13 protein-coding genes and 1 pseudogene are annotated in these 17367 nt (G+C 72.9%); 3 read left to right on the top strand and 11 right to left on the bottom strand.

The genetic code is table 11. The features are described 5' to 3' along the window. Nucleotides 1–4: 4 nt before the first annotated feature. On the bottom strand, nucleotides 5–2473 hold the full coding sequence (locus QQS16_RS19055) for a tetratricopeptide repeat protein (RefSeq protein ID WP_286063038.1): 2469 nt from the start codon (nucleotides 2471–2473) through the stop codon (nucleotides 5–7). A 251-nt stretch (nucleotides 2474–2724) separates the two neighbouring features. Here QQS16_RS19055 and QQS16_RS19060 point away from each other — a divergent pair, with 251 nt between their 5' ends. Next, entirely contained in the window at nucleotides 2725–3231 is a 507-nt protein-coding gene (locus tag QQS16_RS19060; protein WP_286063039.1) for a DUF2165 domain-containing protein, read from the top strand. Nucleotides 3232–3262: 31 nt separating this feature from the next. On the opposite strand, the gene QQS16_RS19065 is transcribed toward QQS16_RS19060, so the two are convergent. The 3 genes from QQS16_RS19065 to QQS16_RS19075 all read right to left on the bottom strand — a co-directional run bounded on the left by QQS16_RS19065 (nucleotide 3263) and on the right by QQS16_RS19075 (nucleotide 7611). After that, nucleotides 3263–3871, bottom strand: a complete 609-nt coding sequence (locus tag QQS16_RS19065) for a hypothetical protein (RefSeq protein ID WP_502963810.1) — start codon at nucleotides 3869–3871, stop codon at nucleotides 3263–3265. A 23-nt stretch (nucleotides 3872–3894) separates the two neighbouring features. Beyond that, a complete protein-coding gene (locus tag QQS16_RS19070) occupies nucleotides 3895–6480 on the bottom strand; it encodes a bifunctional FO biosynthesis protein CofGH (RefSeq protein ID WP_286063041.1) in 2586 nt (861 codons plus the stop codon). A gap of 267 nt (nucleotides 6481–6747) precedes the next feature. Beyond that, entirely contained in the window at nucleotides 6748–7611 is an 864-nt protein-coding gene (locus tag QQS16_RS19075) for an LLM class F420-dependent oxidoreductase (protein WP_286063042.1), read from the bottom strand. A 69-nt stretch (nucleotides 7612–7680) separates the two neighbouring features. On the opposite strand from QQS16_RS19075, the pseudogene QQS16_RS19080 reads away from it, so the two are divergent. Beyond that, a pseudogene (locus QQS16_RS19080) lies at nucleotides 7681–8199 on the top strand (CehA/McbA family metallohydrolase); the annotation flags it as partial. A gap of 382 nt (nucleotides 8200–8581) precedes the next feature. Here the strand turns inward: QQS16_RS19080 and QQS16_RS19085 are convergent. Next, a complete protein-coding gene (locus QQS16_RS19085) occupies nucleotides 8582–9253 on the bottom strand; it encodes a LysE family translocator (RefSeq protein WP_286063043.1) in 672 nt (223 codons plus the stop codon). Nucleotides 9254–9357: 104 nt separating this feature from the next. On the opposite strand from QQS16_RS19085, the gene QQS16_RS19090 reads away from it, so the two are divergent. Continuing rightward, a complete protein-coding gene (locus tag QQS16_RS19090) occupies nucleotides 9358–9753 on the top strand; it encodes a nitroreductase/quinone reductase family protein (RefSeq protein WP_286063044.1) in 396 nt (131 codons plus the stop codon). 85 nt (nucleotides 9754–9838) lie between these two features. Here QQS16_RS19090 and QQS16_RS19095 read toward each other — a convergent pair whose 3' ends face one another. The 6 genes from QQS16_RS19095 to QQS16_RS19120 all read right to left on the bottom strand — a co-directional run bounded on the left by QQS16_RS19095 (nucleotide 9839) and on the right by QQS16_RS19120 (nucleotide 17291). Further along, nucleotides 9839–11293, bottom strand: coding sequence for an aldehyde dehydrogenase family protein (locus tag QQS16_RS19095; protein WP_286063045.1), 1455 nt, complete (start codon nucleotides 11291–11293; stop codon nucleotides 9839–9841). Further along, nucleotides 11290–13041, bottom strand: coding sequence for an N-acyl-D-amino-acid deacylase family protein (locus QQS16_RS19100; RefSeq protein ID WP_286063046.1), 1752 nt, complete (start codon nucleotides 13039–13041; stop codon nucleotides 11290–11292). The genes QQS16_RS19095 and QQS16_RS19100 overlap by 4 nt, the downstream gene beginning before the upstream one ends. Nucleotides 13042–13119: 78 nt before the next feature. Next, nucleotides 13120–14238, bottom strand: a complete 1119-nt coding sequence (locus QQS16_RS19105; protein WP_353479730.1) for an LLM class flavin-dependent oxidoreductase — start codon at nucleotides 14236–14238, stop codon at nucleotides 13120–13122. A gap of 97 nt (nucleotides 14239–14335) precedes the next feature. Then, the gene (locus tag QQS16_RS19110) at nucleotides 14336–15088 is read right to left on the bottom strand and encodes an SDR family NAD(P)-dependent oxidoreductase (RefSeq protein WP_286063047.1); all 753 of its coding nucleotides are present in this window, start codon (nucleotides 15086–15088) and stop codon (nucleotides 14336–14338) included. 38 nt (nucleotides 15089–15126) lie between these two features. Beyond that, on the bottom strand, nucleotides 15127–16062 hold the full coding sequence (locus tag QQS16_RS19115; protein WP_286063048.1) for a TIGR03619 family F420-dependent LLM class oxidoreductase: 936 nt from the start codon (nucleotides 16060–16062) through the stop codon (nucleotides 15127–15129). Next, entirely contained in the window at nucleotides 16059–17291 is a 1233-nt protein-coding gene (locus QQS16_RS19120; protein WP_286063049.1) for an amidohydrolase family protein, read from the bottom strand. The genes QQS16_RS19115 and QQS16_RS19120 overlap by 4 nt, the downstream gene beginning before the upstream one ends. Between the last annotated feature and the right edge of the window lie 76 nt (nucleotides 17292–17367).

Here is a 17367-nt window from a genome sequence, read left to right on the forward strand (position 1 = left end):
GGCGTCAGTCGGCGCTCTCCTCCGGTGAGTGCTCCGGGTCCAGTTCCAACGCCCGTTCGACATCGGCCGACGCCTTCGCACGGGAACCGAGTGCCAGGTGCACCCTCGACCGCCGCCGGAGTGCCCAGACGTACTCCGGACTGAGGTCGAGAGCGCGATCCAGATCGGCAAGCGCCTCCGTGAGCCGGCCCATCCTGGCCAGGCAATCGCCGCGGCTCGCGTAGGCCGAGGCGTAGTCGCCGTCGAGGGCGAGGGCCCGGTCGAAGTCGGCGAGGGCGTGTTCGTGGCGGCCGGCGCCGGTGAGCGCGTCGCCCCGCTCGCAGAACACCCAGGCCGTGTCGGGCCCCAGGGCGACGGCGCGGTCCAGATCGGCCAGGCGTCGCTCCTGGTCGCCGCGCCACCGCCACACGCGCGCCCGTCGCACCAACGCCCAGACGTAGCCGGGATCCAGTTCCAGGGCCCGGTCCAGATCCGAGACCGCACCCTCGACGTCACCGAGCAGATGCCGGACGGCTCCTCGGGAGGCCCAAGCCGTCTTCCTCGCCGGATCGAGTCCGACCGCCCTGCCCAAGTCCCGTACCGCTGCTTCGTAGCTGCCCATGAGTCGGTGGTAGTCACCACGCAGAGCAAGGGTGCCGGCCTCGTCCGGCGCCAGCTCGTCGGCCCGGTCCAGATCAGTGACGGCACCGCGGTAGTCGCCTTGGTGCGCCCTCGTGATCGCCCTGCCCACGTACGCCGGTGCCGACTCCGGATCGAGTGCGACGGCACGATCGAACTCGACCAGCGCCGTGGCGTGATTCCCGGCGCCACAGAGCTCGGCTCCCCGGAGCCTGTACGCCTCCGCCTGTCCCTGTGCGTCGAGGCGGCCCTTCGCCAGCAGTACCCCCAGCACTTCGAGGACGCCACCGCTCTCCAACGCCCCCAGGACCTCGTGCCCCCACTCCCCGGCCTTCCCCGCATCCGCGTCCTCCCCGGCCTGCACCAGCGCCCGCGCCCACCGCCGCGCCACCACGTCACCCTCACCGCAGGCATCCACGAGTTCCCGGGACACCATCGGGAGAGCGGCGCGGGGCCTCGCGCAGAGCAGGTGGTAGGACTGGGCGAGCCGGAGCTCACGCCACTCGTCGTCCCGCCACAACCCGTCCGAGGGCAGGTCCGCCTCGACGTCCGCCCGCCACCGGCCGAACGCCTCGGCCAAGCGGAGGTGCCGGTCGGCCCACCCGCGAGGTGAGCGCAGCCGCTGTAGGCGGAGCATCGGCGCCCGCACCACGTCGTGATACTGCGTCCGCTCCCCGCGCTCACTGAGGAACGGCTTGTTCCTCAGCCATGAGAAGAGGGCGTCGGCGTCCTCCTCGGGACAGTCCGCAGCCGCCCGGAACACGTCCGCGTTCAGCCACCGCGGCAGCGCGCACGCCAGCGCGACGCCCCGACGCACCGGGTCTCGCTCCCATTTCAGGAACCGTTCCACGGCGTCCGCGCTCGGGTCCCCCACCCCGCCCGGGCCGGCGGGCCGGGTCTCCGCGAGGGTCGACACCAGAACCGGCAGCCCGCCCGTGAGGCGAAGTACCTCGGCAACGACCGACTCCTCGCGCACCCCTCTGTCGGCCAGCAGCCCTCTCGCCTCCGCCTCCGTGAAGGGCCGCAGCGGGAAGTCCGTCATGAAGTCGGCGAACCCGCCCCAGCGAGCGGTGTCGAAGGGCTGCTGGCCGGCCGTCACCACCACGACGTTGGCGGCGAGGGCGCCGTACCGGTCGGTCGTCATGATCTCGCGCAGCCAGCCGCCGAGGAACGGCCCGGTCCGCTCGTACGTGTCGAAGAACAGCACGATCCACGGCGCCGCGGATGCGGCGTCCGCCAGCTCGCCGAGCAGCGCCGGGGTGAGGACGCTCTCGGGGGACAGCACGATCTGCACGTCCTCCTGGCTGCGAAAACGTGCGCTGAGGCCGGCGCGCAGCCGGTCGGCGCCCTGGGCCAGCCGATCGGCGTCGACGGCGCCGGCGAAGGGGCCGGCGCCCGGGAGCAGCCCGAGTCCGGCAAGGCCGAGCCGGACCGCCGTCGTCGTCACCGACGACGGGCCCTCGGGCTCGGGCTCCAGCGCGGACAGCACCGCCTCGGCTTCGTGCCGCCGTTCCCGGTGCGCGGTCAGCAGCCGGTCGAGCTCCTTGAACCGGTGTCCCTGCGCGGCGAGTTGGCGGCTGATCGTGTCCATCGCCTCCGGCACGCTGCCGGCGCTCTCGTCGACGTACGCCGTGACCGCTCCGCGTTCGCGGGCGATGTGCTCCAACTCCCTTACCAGGAAGGTCTTTCCGACCCCCGCGTTCCCGTGTACGTGGAACAGGAACCGGTGCCGCTCGTCATCCGGCGCCAGGTCGAGGTTCCGCCGGAACGCGGCTCGCTCGTCACTGCGCCCCACGAACCCGGCGCGTCGGCGCAGCCGGATCAGCTCCTGCATCGACGGCCGCGTCGGCCTCATCCGCACCACCCCCGTAGCCGGTCCGGCAGAAGTCTGGCAGAGGCCTCGGTATCAGGGACAGTCGCCCTTCGAGGTGACCGCGGAACACGTGCGGGAGGGCCGTCGGGCCGCGTCCACCCGCCGGACACCGGATGACTTCTCAACTCAGCTCGGGACAAGGCGCGTTCGGTGTCCCTTCCACGGATCTCCGTCGCTGTCATTCTGGCTCGATGCGTATCGGAACCCCGTCGCCGGCGGGGAAGATGACCGCCATGGCCACTACAACCTCACGCGGTGCGCTCCAGCTCACCGCCACTCTTCTCACCGCGTCCGTCGCCCTCTACATGGTGCTCGTCGCCTTCGGGAACATCACCGACTTCGGGACCAACCAGCAGTTCGTGCGGCACGTGCTGGCGATGGACACGACGTTCAAGGACGACGACCTGATGTGGAGAGCGATCACCAGCGAGGGGCTTCAGGACGCGGCGTACGTCGCCATCATCGTCTGGGAGACCGTCGCCGCCCTCGTGCTGGTCTACGGGACCTGGCTGTGGGCCCGGCGGGACCTCGGCGGTGCCCGCCGGTTCTCCACGTACGGCCTGCTGATGGTGATGCTGCTGTTCGGGGCCGGGTTCATCGCGATCGGCGGTGAGTGGTTCGCGATGTGGCAGTCCGAGGACTGGAACGGGCTGGACGCGGCGACCCGGGCGTTCGTGTTCAGCGGGATCGTGCTGCTGGTGGTCAACCTGCCGTCGGGGGCGGAGCGGACCGCCGCCTGAGCACCGGTCAGCGACCGCGCGACCGGCACGGCTACTTGACCACCACGACCGTCGTGCCGGTCTCGCCGAAGGTCCACAGCGCCGACCCGTCCGCCTTGCCCGTCCGGACGCCACTGGTTTGGACGCCCGAGGCGGGCGGGGGCGACGAGCCGTCCACCGCGTTCGAGAAGGCGACGGACAGGCCGGACTTGGCGGCGAAGTACATGACGTGCTCGATCTGTACGCCGTCGGAGCCGGTGGTGGCCTCCGTGCGCCGGGAGATCGTGTAGCTGCCCGGATCCGGGCTCACCGTGCCCGGCCACACCGTGAACGTCCGGCGGGCGACGTCGCTCGCGTCGACCAGCCACACCCGCTTCTGGCCCAGCGAGTAGACGACGCGCCGCCCGGTGCCGGAGCCGTCCGGCACCGGGGCGGGCGCCGCGGGCTTCGACGCGGAGGGCCGCGGGCTCGCCGACGTGTCCGGCCGGGCCGCCGTGGCGGTGGGATGCGGCCCCTTGTCCGCCTGTACGCCCAGGACGACGACCGCTGCGACCGCGCCCGCCGTCAGACCGGTCACCCAGACCCACGAGGGAAGCCGTCGGGCAGGCACGGGCACGCATCTCCTCAGGTACGGGACCCCTCCCACGAGGGGTCCGATCATCGTACTGGCCGGAGGCGCTCCCCTCAGTCCAGCACCGGCAGCAGCTGCGGCAGGTGTCCGTCGGAGACGGCCGCCGCCCGCTGCCGTTCCTCCGGGACCTCCCCGTACAGCGTGGTGCGCGGCTTCGCCGGCCGGCCCGCCGCTTCCGCCACCGCGATCAGGTCCTTGACCGACTTGTACGAGCCGTAGGAGGAGCCCGCCATCCGGGAGATGGTCTCCTCCATCAGCGTGCCGCCGAGGTCGTTCGCGCCGGAGCGGAGCATCTCGGCGGCGCCCTCGGTCCCCAGCTTCACCCAGCTGGTCTGGATGTTGGGGATCCACGGGTGCAGCAGCAGCCTCGCCATGGCCGTCACCGCCCGGTTGTCCCGCATCGTCGGGCCGGGCCGGGCGATGCCCGCCAGGTACACCGGTGCGTTGGTGTGGATGAAGGGGAGGGTGACGAACTCCGTGAAGGCGCCCGTGCGTTGCTGGATACCGGCGAGGGTGCGCAGGTGGCCGAGCCAGTGGCGGGGCTGGTCGACGTGGCCGTACATCATCGTCGACGAGGAGCGGATGCCCAGCTCGTGCGCCGTCGAGATGACCTCGATCCAGGTCGCCGTCGGCAGTTTGCCCTTGGTCAGGATCCAGCGGACCTCGTCGTCGAGGATCTCGGCCGCCGTGCCGGGGACGGAGTCGAGGCCCGCCTCCTTCGCGGCCGTCAGCCACTCGCGGATCGAAAGGCCCGTCCTGGTCGCCCCGTTGACGACCTCCATCGGCGAGAAGGCGTGCACGTGCATCCCGGGGACGCGGGCCTTCACCGCCTTCGCGATGTCGAAGTACGCCGTGCCGGGCAGGTCCGGGTGGATGCCGCCCTGCATGCAGACCTCCACCGCGCCCACCTCCCAGGCCTGTTGGGCGCGGTCGGCGACCTGGTCCAGGGAGAGGGTGTACGCGTCGGCGTCCGTCCGGCGCTGCGCGAAGGCGCAGAAACGGCAGCCCGTGTAGCAGACGTTGGTGAAGTTGATGTTCCGGGTGACGATGTACGTGACGTCGTCGCCGACCGCCGACCTGCGCACGTCGTCCGCGATGCGCGTCAGCGCGTCCAGCGCCGGACCGTCCGCGTGCAGCAGGGCGAGCGCCTCGGCGTCGGTCAGTCTCGTCGGGTCGTCGGCCGCCGTCGCCAGTGCCTGCCGTACGTCCGTGTCGATGCGTTCCGGTGCCATGCCGGGGACGGCCGCCTCGCGCAGGGCGCCCCAGTCGCCGTACACCTCGTCGAAGTCGTCGCGGCGGTCGGACGTGCGGCCCTCGGTGTCGATGGTGCGGTGCAGGTCCGTACGGCCGGTCGGCTCGAAGACCTCCTCCGGCTCCTGCCACGGGTGGCCCTGGACCACCGCGTCGGCGAGGGCGAGGCCCGTCTCCGGGTCGGCGAGCGCGCGGACGTGCGGGCGCAGCCGCGGGTCCAGCCAGGGCTCGCCGCGCTGGACGAACTCCGGGTACACGCACAGGCGTTCCCGCAGCTCGAACCCGGCGGCGGCGGAGCGTGCGGCCAGCTCCTCGATCTGCGGCCAGGGGCGCTCGGGGTTGACGTGGTCGATGGTGAGCGGGGAGACCCCGCCCCAGTCGTCGATGCCGGCACCGATGAGCCGCTCGTACTCGCTGTCGACGAGGTTCGGCGGGGCCTGGAGGCAGGCGGAGGGGCCCATGAGGTGGCGGGTGACGGCCACCGTCGCGACCAGCTCGTCGAGTTCCGCGTCCGGCATGCCGCGCATCGCGGTGTCCGGTTTGGCGCGGAAGTTCTGGATGATCAGTTCCTGGACGCTGTGGTAGGCCCGGGAGACCTTCCGCAGCGCGAACAGGGACTCGGCGCGCTCCTCGTACGTCTCGCCGATCCCGATCAGGATTCCGGACGTGAACGGCACGGACGAGCGGCCGGCGTCCTCCAGGACGCGCAGCCGGACGGCCGGTTCCTTGTCCGGGGAGCCGTGGTGCGGGCCGCCGGGCTCGGACCACAGCCGGGTCGCGGTCGTCTCCAGCATCATGCCCATGCTGGGCGCGACCGGCTTGAGGCGCTGGAAGTCCGTCCAGGTCAGCACGCCGGGGTTGAGGTGGGGCAGCAGGCCCGTCTCCTCCAGGATCCGGATGGAGATGGCGCGGACGTAGGCGATGGTGTCGTCGTAGCCGTGCGCGTCCAGCCATTCGCGCGCCTCGGGCCAGCGGTCCTCGGGCTTGTCGCCGAGGGTGATCAGGGCTTCCTTGCAGCCGAGGGCGGCGCCGCGGCGGGCCACGTCCAGGACCTCGTCGGGGGACATGAACATGCCGTGGCCCTCGCGGCGCAGCTTGCCGGGGACCGTGACGAAGGTGCAGTAGTGGCACTTGTCCCGGCACAGCCGGGTGAGGGGGATGAAGACGCTCTTCGAGTACGTGATGACACCGGGGCGGCCCGCCGCCGCGAGGCCCGCGTCCCGCACCCGGGCGGCCGACGCGGCGAGGTCGTCGAGGGCCTCACCGCGAGCCTGGAGCAGCACCGCCGCCTCGGAGACGTCCAGGGTGACGCCGTCCCGGGCGCGTTTGAGGGCGCGACGCATGGAGTTCTCGGTGGGGCCGGTTCCGGAGGTCGCGGAAGTCGTCATCCATCGAGCATACGAGCGACCTGATCAGCCCCGACAAGCACCGCCCGATTCGTCCCCGGGCGGGGATGCGCCACGGGGCATGGACGCGGGGCGCGGGTGCCTGGGGCAGGCGGGGGCACAGCCACCGGGCGGCAGCCGGGCCACGGCGGCCGGACAGCACACGCGTCCCGGCCGCCAGGCCGCACGCCTGCACAGCCGCCAAGCGGCACACGCGTCGCAGCCGTCAGGCGGCACAGACCTCGCGGCCGCACGACACCCGGCCGAACGTCAGCCGGAGACCTGACCGGAGACATAGGGCGCGTACTGGTCCAGTGCCTTCAGCGTCTCCGACTCGTCGGCCGGGGGTAGCTGCGCCACGACCTCCTCGATGCCGAGTTCGGCGTAGTGCGCGAGCTTGCCCGGGGTCGGGTGGACGGCGTACGGGACGATCTGGAGGGCGGCCGGGTCGCGGCCGGCGTCCGCCCAGGCCGCCCGCAGAACGGGCAGCGACTCCGACAGGCCCCGGCCGCCGATCGGCAGCCACCCGTCGGCGTACTCGCAGATGTGCGCGAACAGCTTCGGGCCGGCTGCCCCGCCGACGAGCGTGCGCGGACCGACGACCGGACCGCGCGGCTCCTGCACGGGCTTCGGGTACGCGAAACTGGCTCGCACGCTCCCGAACTCACCCGTGTACGAGGTCGGCGCCCCGCTCCACAGGGCCCGCATCAACGCCATCCGGTCCCGCACCAGTTCGCGCCGCGTGCGCCACTGGACGCCGTGGTCGTCGGCCTCCTCCGCGTTCCACCCGAAGCCGAGGCCGAGGGTGAACCGCCCGCCGGAGAGGTGGTCGAGGGTCGCGATCTGCTTGGCGAGGTCGATCGGGTCGTGCTGGGCGACGAGCGTGATGCCGGTGCCGAGCCCGAGCCGCTCGGTGACGGCGGCGGCCTGGCCGAGCGCGACGAAGGGGTCGAGCGTACGACCGTACTCGGGCGGCAGCTCGCCGCCGGCCGGGTAGGGGCTGGTCCGCTCGACGGGGATGTGCGTGTGCTCGGGCAGATACAGCCCGGCGAACCCACGAAGCTCCAGCTCGCGGGCGAGCCGGGTCGGGGCGATCGTCTCGTCGGTGAGGAAGACCGTCACGGAGATGCGCATGGGTCATCTGTACCGGGCCCGGCCCCACCTGTCCATACCGACCGGTCGGCACTCTCCGCCGCTTCCGGGGACGCCACGCTGGTGGCGTCGGTGCGGGACGGCGGCCGGGACTGGATCCCGGCGATGGGCAGCAGCGACGCCCACCGCGCCCCGGACGCGGTGGGCCTCCCCCAGACGGTGGTGCTGGCCGACGACCTCACCCGCGAGGCGATCCAGGACGGCATCCGCGCGGGCCGCTCGTACGTCGCCGAGTCGCGGCACGTCTCCCTCGCCTTCACGGCGAGCGGCGGGCGCGGCGAACACGCGGGCATCGGCGGTCGGTTGCGGGTCGCCGCGGACACCCCGGTGACGGTACGCCTGGAGGTGACGGGCGCCCCGCGCTGCGTCGTCCGCCTGGTGACCGACCAGGGCGTGCTGTTCACCGGCGCACCGCTGCCGGTGACGGGCTCGGGGGTCGTGGAGTGGCGCACGACTGCCTCGTACGCGGCGTACGTCCGCGCCGAGGTACGGCACGAGACGGCGGCGGGGCCGCTGCCGGGGGCCCTGGCGGCGTTCACGAACCCGATCTTCCTGGGACGGGCCGGGTGACGGGCGGGGTCGGGGTGCGGGTGACGAGCCGGTGACGGACGGGCCTCGGCCCACGGGCCGGTGCCGGTGGCCCGGGCGCGGGCCGCGGGGTTCGGTGACGGTGTCCGGCCGGTGGGCGGCGCGGATGTCGCCGATCGGTGCGGGCGTGCCCTGAGCGGCCGTCTCCAGGGCAGGGGAGGGCGTGGTGGGCACACGGGGCGTGTGGCCGTCGGTTCGCCGTGGCCGGACGCCCGTATCCCGTGGCCGGACGCCCGTATACCCCGTGGCCGGACGCCCGTACCCCGTGGACCGGACGCCCGTTCGCCGTGGAACCCGTACGCCATGGCCGGACGGCTCCCGCGCAGGGGGCGGCGGTGCGGGGGCGGAAGCGGGCCGGTCCGCGTCACTCGGTGGCGGCGACGCCGACGCCGATGCCGATGAACAGCCAGCCCGTCGCCTGCTCCCAACGGCGGCGGACGAGTGGGCGGTTGAGCACGGACCGCAGCTGCGCGGCGACGCCGACGAGCAGCAGCCAGTAGACGACGCCGATCGCGATGTCGAGGGCGCCGAGGAGCAGGATCTGCTCGGTGGGTGAGCCGTCGTGGTGGAGGAACTGGGGCAGGACGCTGAGGAAGAACAGCGCCGCCTTGGGGTTGAGGACGTTCGTCAGGAAGCCCTCGGCGAAACTCGCGCGGCGGCTGACGGCGACGTCCTGCGCCCCCTCGCCGCCGGCCTCGCGCTCCGGCGGGCCCGCGTCCGGCTCACCGTCCTCCCGGGTCCGGCCGCCGGCCCCGCGCCGCGCCTGGAGCAGGGCCCGCACCCCCAGGTACACCAGGTAGCCGGCGCCCGCGAGTTTGATGAGGGTGAACGCCAGGGCCGATCCGGCGGCGATCACCGACAGGCCCAGGACCGCGGCGCCCATGTGCACGCACAGCCCCGCCTGCGCTCCCAGGGCGGCCGCCCTGCCCAGCGCGGGCCGGCGGGCGGCCGCCCGCACGATCACCAGGAAGTCCGGGCCGGGGACCGCGTAGGCCAGCAGTACCACCCCGAGGAACCCCACCAGATCGACCGACATCGGCCCGCTCCGTCCTGTGCGCCCGCCCCTGGGCCCACGTCCGGCCTACCGTGTTCCACTGCGAGAGCACGTCATGCGCCCGCCCACGACAGGAGCCCGTCCCCATGTCCCGCCCAGCCGAGCTGAAGTACCGGGCGGTCGCCGCCTTCCAGCGCCGCGTCGGCAACCCCGTCCTCGGCCGCCTGCCGGTCCAGACCGTCCTGGAGACCACCGGCCGCACCTCGGGCCTGCCCCGCCGCACCCCGGTGGGCGGCCGGCGGACCGGGGACTCCTTCTGGCTGGTCTCCGAGTTCGGCGAGCGCTCCCAGTACGTCCGCAACATCAGGGCGGACCCGCGGGTGCGGGTGCGCATCCGCGGACGGTGGTACGCCGGGACGGCCCACCTCATGCCCGAGGACGACCCCGTCGCCCGGCTGCGCACGCTGCCCCGCCTCAACAGCGCGGGCGTACGGCTGCTGGGGGCGGGCCTGCTGACGGTGCGGGTGGATCTGGACCGGTGACCGGCGCCTCAGCCCCGTCCGGGCCGACGGCGGGCCCCGGCACCGCGGACCGCCCCCGGCCGGTGGCCGGGAGCCGTCCGGCTCCTCACCCCGGCCACACGATCGCCTGCACCTCGCTGTACGCGTGCAGGGCGTACGAGCCCACGTCCCGGCCCACCCCGCTCTTCTTGAACCCGCCGAACGGGGCCTCCATGTTGCGGCCCACGGTGTTGACGCCCACGCCGCCGGCCCGCAGCCGCCGGGCGACGCGGAAGGCGCGGGCCACGTCCGCCGACCAGACGTAGTCGATCAGGCCGTAGTCCGTGTCGTTGGCCAGTTCCACTCCCTCCTCCTCGTCGTCGAAGGGGATGACGACGACCACCGGGCCGAAGATCTCCTCCCGGGCCACCCGCATGTCGTCGGTGCAGTCCGCGAGGACGGTGGGGGCCACATAGAAGCCCCGGCCGGACACGGACGGCCGGTCGCCGCCGGTCACCACCACCGCGCCCTCCTTGCGGCCCAGTTCGACGTACGACTCCACCCGGTCCCGGTGCGCGGCCGAGATCACCGGGCCGACGACCGTGTCCGGCTCCCTCGGGTCGCCCACCTTCAACCGCCGCGCGTACGCCGCGAGTCGCTCGACCAGCCGGTCGTACACCCCCCGCTGCGCCAGCACCCGGGTCGGGGCCGTGCAGATCTGCCCGCTGTAGAAGGAGAACGTCGTCCCGATCCCGGCCACCGCCGAGCCGATGTCCGCGTCGTCGAAGACGAGCGCCGCGCCCTTCCCGCCCAGCTCCATCAGCTGCCGTTTCATCCCGCGCCCGCACACCTGCGCGATGCGCTGCCCGACCGCCGTGGAGCCGGTGAAGCTCACCATGTCGACGTCCGGCGACCCGACGGCCTCCTCCCCGACCGCCACCGACCGGCCGGAGACGACGTTCACCACCCCGCGCGGCACCCCGGCCGCCTCCAGCGCCTGCGCCATCCGGTAGACCGACAGCGGATCCTGCGGGGCGGGCTTGACGACCACCGTGTTGCCCATCGCCAGCGCCGGGGCGACCTTCCCGGCCGCGTTCGCCCACGGGTTGTTGTACGAGGTGACGCAGGTGACCACCCCGACGGGCTGGCGTACGGCCAGTGCCCCCAGCACCGCCGCCCGCCCCATCGGCCCCGCCTCGTTGATCTGCGGCGGGATCGCCCACTCGGCGGGCTCCACCCGCGCGTACCGCCGGAACCGGGCGGCGGCCACCCCGACCTGCATCCGCCGGGCCGTCACCGTGGTCGCCCCGGTCTCCGCCCGGGCCAGCTCCGCGTACGGCTCCAGACGTCCGCCGATGATCCCCGCGGCCCGGGCGAGGATCGCCGCCCGCTCCTCCGGCGGGGTCCGCGACCAGGGACCGAAGGCCTCGCGGGCCGCGGCGCAGGCCGCGCGCACCTGGTCCCGCGAGGCCTCCGGCGCCAGACCGGCCCTCTCCTCGGTGGCCGGGTCGACCACCTCGTAGTGGCCGCCGTCCGGCTCGACCCAGGAACCCCCGACGAACAGCCGCTGCCCCTCGGTCACCTGGTCGCCACCGTCCGGGTGTCCCGCCCCGACCGCAACACCCTCCCCGGCACCGCCCCGCTCACCACGTCGTCGCGGATCGCCTCGACCCCGTTGACCCACACGGCCCGGATCCCGATGGCCCTGGCGTCCAGCCGCGGACTGTCACCCGGCAGGTCGTGCACCAGCGTGGCCGTGCCCGCGGCGATCCGTTCCGGGTCGAAGAGGACGAGGTCGGCATGGAAGCCCTCCTGTACCCGGCCCCGCTCCCTGAGACCGAAGAGCCGCGCCGGATCGTCCGTCAGCATCTTCACCGCCTGCTCCAGGCCCACCAGCTTCCGCCCGCGCAGACAGTCCCCGAGGAAGCGGGTCGTGTACGGGGCTCCGCACATCCGGTCCAGGTGGGCGCCGGCGTCCGAGCCGCCGAGCAGGACGTCCTCGTGCTGCCAGGTCTGCGCGCGCAGCGCCCAGGACGCCGGGTCGTTGTCGGTCGGCATGGGCCACAGGACCGTCCGCAGCTCGTCGGCGGCGCAGATCTCGACCAGGCAGTGGAACGGGTCCTGGCCGCGTTCGGCCGCGATGTCCCGCACGACCCGGCCGCTCAGCCCCCGGTTCGCCTCGCTGTACGTGTCGCCGATGACGTACCGCCCGAAGTTCGCCAGCCGCCGGAAGACGCCCGCCTCCCTGGACCCGGCGTGCTCCAGCAGCTGGGCCCGGACGGCCGGGTCGCGCAGCCTGTCGATCCGCTCCGGGACGGGCAGGCCGAGCACCGGTCCCCAGCCCGGGATGAGGTTCAGGGCGCAGAACGTGCCCAGCGACATGTTCATCGGCGTCAGGATCGGCATGGTGAGGGCGACGACCCGGCCGCCCGCCTTGCGCGCCTGCTCGCTCGCCAGCAACTGGCGGGGCACCCGCTCCGGGACGGAGGCGTCGATGGTGAGGACGTTCCAGTTCAGGGGCCGTCCGGCCGTCGCGCTCATCTCCGCGAGCAGGTCGATCTCCGCGTCGCTGAACTGGTCGAGACAGCCCGCGACGATCGCCTCGATCTGGGTGCCCTCGTGCTCACCGACCGCCTTGGACAGCGCCAGCAGCTCGGCCGGCCGCGCGTGCCGGGAGGCGACCGGTTTCCCGTCGCCGTCGGAGTGGGTGGACGACTGGGTGGTGGACAGGCCCCAGGCGCCGGCGTCCATGGCCTCGTGCAGCAGCCGGACGAGGTCCGCGAGCTGCTCCTCGCTCGGCTGCCCGCCGACCGCGTCCGGCCCCATGACGTACCGCCGCAGCGCGCAGTGCCCCACCATGAAGCCCGCGTTGACGGCGATCCGCCCCTCCAGCGCGTCCAGGTACTCCCCGAACGAGTGCCAGTTCCAGGGCGCCCCCTCCTCCAGCGCCACCAGGGACATGCCCTCGACCTTGGACATCATGCGGCGCGTGTAGTCGGCGTCCGCCGGGCGCGCCGGGTGCAGCGGGGCCAGGGTGAACCCGCAGTTGCCCGCGGCGACCGTGGTCACCCCGTGGTTGAGGGACGGGGTCGCGTACGGGTCCCAGAACAGCTGGGCGTCGTAGTGGGTGTGCGGGTCGACGAAACCGGGGGCGAGGACGAGGCCGTGCGCGTCCTCGGTGGTCCGGGCTTCTTCGGTGATCTTCCCGACGGCCGCGACACGACCGTCCCGGATGCCGACGTCGGCGGTGTACGCCGGGGCGCCCGTGCCATCGACGATGGTCGCGCCCTTGATCAGGTGGTCGAGCATGACGTCGCTTGCCTCCTCCAACTCCGGGCCGGTGTACGTACTCAGGGGCGCGGGGAACTGCGCGACCAGCCACAACGGACCCGCACCCCGCGACGGCGATTACCCGGCGGCCCGGAACCGGGAGGTCCGATGCACGGGATCCGTGTCGATCTTCGGAATCACGTGCTCCCCGATCAGCCGGATCGTCTGCAACGTCTCCTCCTTCGGCACCCCCACCGGCAGCCCGAAGCTCAGCTGGTCCGCCCCCGCCTGCTCCCACCGCTTGCACTGCGTGAGCACCTCGTCCGGGTCCCCGCAGATCAACAGCTCCTCCTCGATGAGCAGCTCGACGAACTCCGCCGTGTACGGGGGCAGGGTCTCCGGCCACACCGGGAACCCCTCGGGGCGGGGGAACGTGTCGTGGTACCGGAACACCAGCGACGGCAGATAGTGCAGCCCGCCGTTCACCGCGATCCGTACCGCCTCCTCGTGCGTCGGCGCGCAGATCGCCGTGGTCGTCACCATCACGTTGTCGTTGACGAAGGCGCCGACCGGCTCGGCGTCCACGACCGCCGTCTTGTACTGCTCCAGCACCCACTCCATGTCGGAGACCTTCTGCACGCTGAAGCCGAGCACCCCGAGCCCCTTGCGGGCGGCCATGGCGTACGAGGGCGGCGACCCGGCGGCGTACCACATCGCGGGGTGGGCCTTCCCGTACGGCTTGGGGAGGACCTTGCGCGGCGGGAGCTGCCAGTGCTTGCCCTGGAAGCCCTCGTACTCGTCCTGGAGCCACATCCTGGGGAACTCGGCGATGGTCTCCTCCCAGATCTCCTTGGTGTGGTTCATGTCGGTGATGCCGGGGAGGAAGCCGAGGATCTCGTGCGAGCCGGCGCCCCGCCCGCTGCCGAACTCGAAGCGGTTGCCGGTGAGATGGTCGAGCATGGCGACCTTCTCGGCGACCTTCACCGGGTGGTTGACCTGGGCGAGCGGGTTGAAGATGCCCGAGCCGAGGTGGATCCGCTCGGTGGCGTGCGCGAGGTAGCCGAGGAAGACGTCGTTGGCGGAGAGGTGCGAGTACTCCTCCAGGAAGTGGTGCTCGGACGCCCAGGCGTACTTGAAGCCGGACCGGTCCGCCTGGATGACGTACTCGGTCTCCTCCATCAGCGCCTTGTGCTCGGCCAGCGGGTCGGTCTCGGCGCGCTTGCCCACGTATCCCTGTACAAAGAGCCCGAATTCCACGGAGGTCACCGTCCCCACGATCACGTCTGACGGTCCGTCAGATTTATGGCTCCGACTGTTCCACCGGCCACCGGGAGCGTCAATAGCTGACGGCCCGTCAGCTGATGGTCACGCCCGCCAGCCACCCCCCGTCGATCACGAACGGCTGCCCGGTGATGTAGGAGGAGTCCTCGCAGCTGAGGAAGAGGGCGAGGCGGGCGACCTCCTCCGGCCGGCCGATCCGGCCGAGCGGCACGAGCTTGCGGTACAGCGCGTCCGTGGCCCCCTCGTCGGCGCCGCCCGGATTGCTCATCGCGGTGTCGATGGCCCCCGGGCACACGGCGTTCACCCGCACCCCCCGGCCCGCCAGCTCCAGCGCGGCCACCCGGGTGAGCCCGATGATCGCGTGCTTGGTGGCCGCGTACGCCCCCACGTACGCCATGCCGGTCATCCCCGTGTAGGAGGCGGTGTTGACGATGGTGCCGCCGCCGGCCGCGGCGATCAGGGGCCCGGCCGTCTTGATGCCGAGGAAGACCCCGACCTGGTTGACCTGCACGATCCGCATGAACTCGGCGAGGGGCGTGTCGACGAGGGTGTTGAAGCGCAGGATGCCGGCGTTGTTGACGAGTCCGTCGACGCGGCCGTACGCGTCGGTGACCGCCCGCAGCGCGGTCCGCCAGTCGTCCTCCCGGCCGACGTCGAGACGCACGTACAGCGCGCCGATCTCCTTGGCGAGGTCCTGCCCCCGGCCGTCCAGCACGTCCGCCACGACGACCTCGGCACCCTCCTCCCGGAACAGCCGGGCCTCCTGCTCCCCCTGTCCGCGTGCCGCGCCGGTGACGAGGACGACACGTCCGTCGAGCTTGCCCATGCGATCTCTCCTGTCGGGTCTGTCCGGTGCCGTCCGGGTCAGAGGTGCGGGGCGGTCTCGGTGCCGAACGCGGCCATCTGGTCGGTGAGTTCCGCGCGGCTGCGGCTGCGGAAGCGGACCTGGATCTGGTGGACGCCCATCGCGCGGTAGGCGCGCAGCGACTCGGCGAGCCGCTGCGGGCCGCCGGTGAGGGTCCTGCGGCCGACGTCCCAGGCGGGGGCGCCGACGTAGAGCGGCTCGGTGATGGCACCGACCACGAAGGGCCCCTGGACGGCGTGCCGCTCGCGCAGTTCCCTGATCCGGTCGAGCTGTGCGGGCAGCCGCTCGCGCGGGTCGCCCTGCGGCAGCCAGCCGTCGCCCTTGAGCGCGGCCCGGCGGACCGCGGCGGGCGAGGAGCCGCCGACCCACAGCGGCACCCGGGCCTGGGCCGGACGGGGGCGCTGGCCGAGGTCCTGGAAGTCGTACAGCTTGCCGTGGTGTGCGGGGAACTCGTCGGGCCCGAGGGCGGCGCGCAGGGCGTCGAGGGTCTCGTCGAGCACGGCCCCGCGCCGCCGGAAGTCGGCCCCGAGCGCCTCGAACTCCTCCGGCACGTGCCCGGCCCCGACCCCGAGGACCAGCCGCCCGCCGCTGAGGTGGTCGAGGGTGGCGTACTGCTTGGCGGTGAGCAGCGGGTGCCGCAGACCGACGACCGCGACGTGGCTGAGCAGCCGGACCCGCTCGGTGGCGGCGGCCAGGAAGGCGAGGGTGGCGACCGGGTCGTACCAGACCGTGCTCATGGCGGGCGCGAGCCGGCGCGGGATGGCGACGTGGTCGCAGCAGGCGACGTACGCGAATCCGGCCCGGTCGGCGGTCCGGGCGATCGCGACGAGGTCGTCCGGACCGGCGGCGGCCTCCCACGGCTCGGCGTAGAGGGTGCTCTGGGACTGGACGGGCAGCTGGATGCCGTAGGACAGGCGGGGTTCCGGCCCGCTCACTCGGGGCCGCCCCAGAGCCCGTCCGGGGTGAGACCCAGCAGGTCGATGGCGTTGCCCCGGACGATGCGCCGCACCGCGTCCGGGTCCAGGTGGCCCATCTGGGCCTCGCCGACCTCGCGGGACTTGGGCCAGGTGGAGTCGGAGTGGGGGTAGTCGGTCTCGTACAGGACGTTGCCGACGCCGATGGCGTCGAGGTTCCGGAGGCCGAAGGCGTCGTCGAAGAAGCAGCCGTAGACGTGCTCGGCGAACAGTTCGGACGGCGGGCGGTGGACCTTGTCGGTGACGCCGCCCCAGCCGCGGTTCTCCTCCCAGACGACGTCGGCGCGCTCCAGAATGTACGGGATCCAGCCGATCTGGCCCTCCGCGTACATCACCCGCAGGTTCGGGAAGCGCTCGAACTTGCCGCTCATCAGCCAGTCGACCATCGAGAAGCAGCAGTTGGCGAAGGTGATCGTGGAGCCGACGGCGGGCGGGGCGTCGGCGGAGGTGGAGGGCATACGGCTGGACGAGCCGATGTGCATGGCGACGACCGTGCCGGTCTCGTCACAGGCGGCGAGGAAGGGGTCCCACTCGTCGGTGTGCACGGAGGGCAGGCCGAGGTGCGGGGGTATCTCGGAGAAGGCGACGGCCCGGACACCGCGGGCCGCGTTGCGCCGGACCTCCGCGGCGGCCAGCTCGGCGTCCCAGAGCGGGATCAGGGTCAGGGGGATGAGCCGGCCGTGGGCCTCGGGGCCGCACCACTCCTCCACCATCCAGTCGTTGTAGGCCCGCACGCACAGCAGGCCCAGCTCGCGGTCCTTCGCCTCGGTGAAGGTCTGGCCGCAGAAGCGGGGGAAGGTCGGGAAGCAGAGCGCGGACTGGACGTGGTTGACGTCCATGTCGGCCAGGCGCTGCGGGACGTCGTGGGAACCGGGGCGCATCTGCTCGTAGGTGATGATCTCCAGCTTGATCTCGTCCCTGCTGTAGCCGACGGCGGTGTCGAGGCGGGTCAGGGGCCGGTGCAGGTCCTCGTAGACCCACCAGTCGCCCACCGGGCCGTCGTCGCCCGGCCGGCCCATGACCGGCTTGAACCGGCCGCCGAGGAAGGTCATCTCCTTCAGCGGCGCGCGGACGATCCGGGGCCCGGTGTCCGCGTACTTCGCGGGGAGCCGGTCCTGCCAGACGGTGGCGGGCTCCACGGTGTGGTCGTCGACGGAGATGATCGGCGGGAGTGGGGTGTGGGTGTCCATGGCGCTCACGGTAGCGCCGATCTGACGGATCGTCAGCTGTCCGTCGGCCGCCCGCACCGGGCTCGGCCGGACCCGG

It is taken from the genome of Streptomyces sp. ALI-76-A, from assembly GCF_030287445.1.
In the GTDB taxonomy this organism is placed as follows: Bacteria; Actinomycetota; Actinomycetes; order Streptomycetales; family Streptomycetaceae; genus Streptomyces.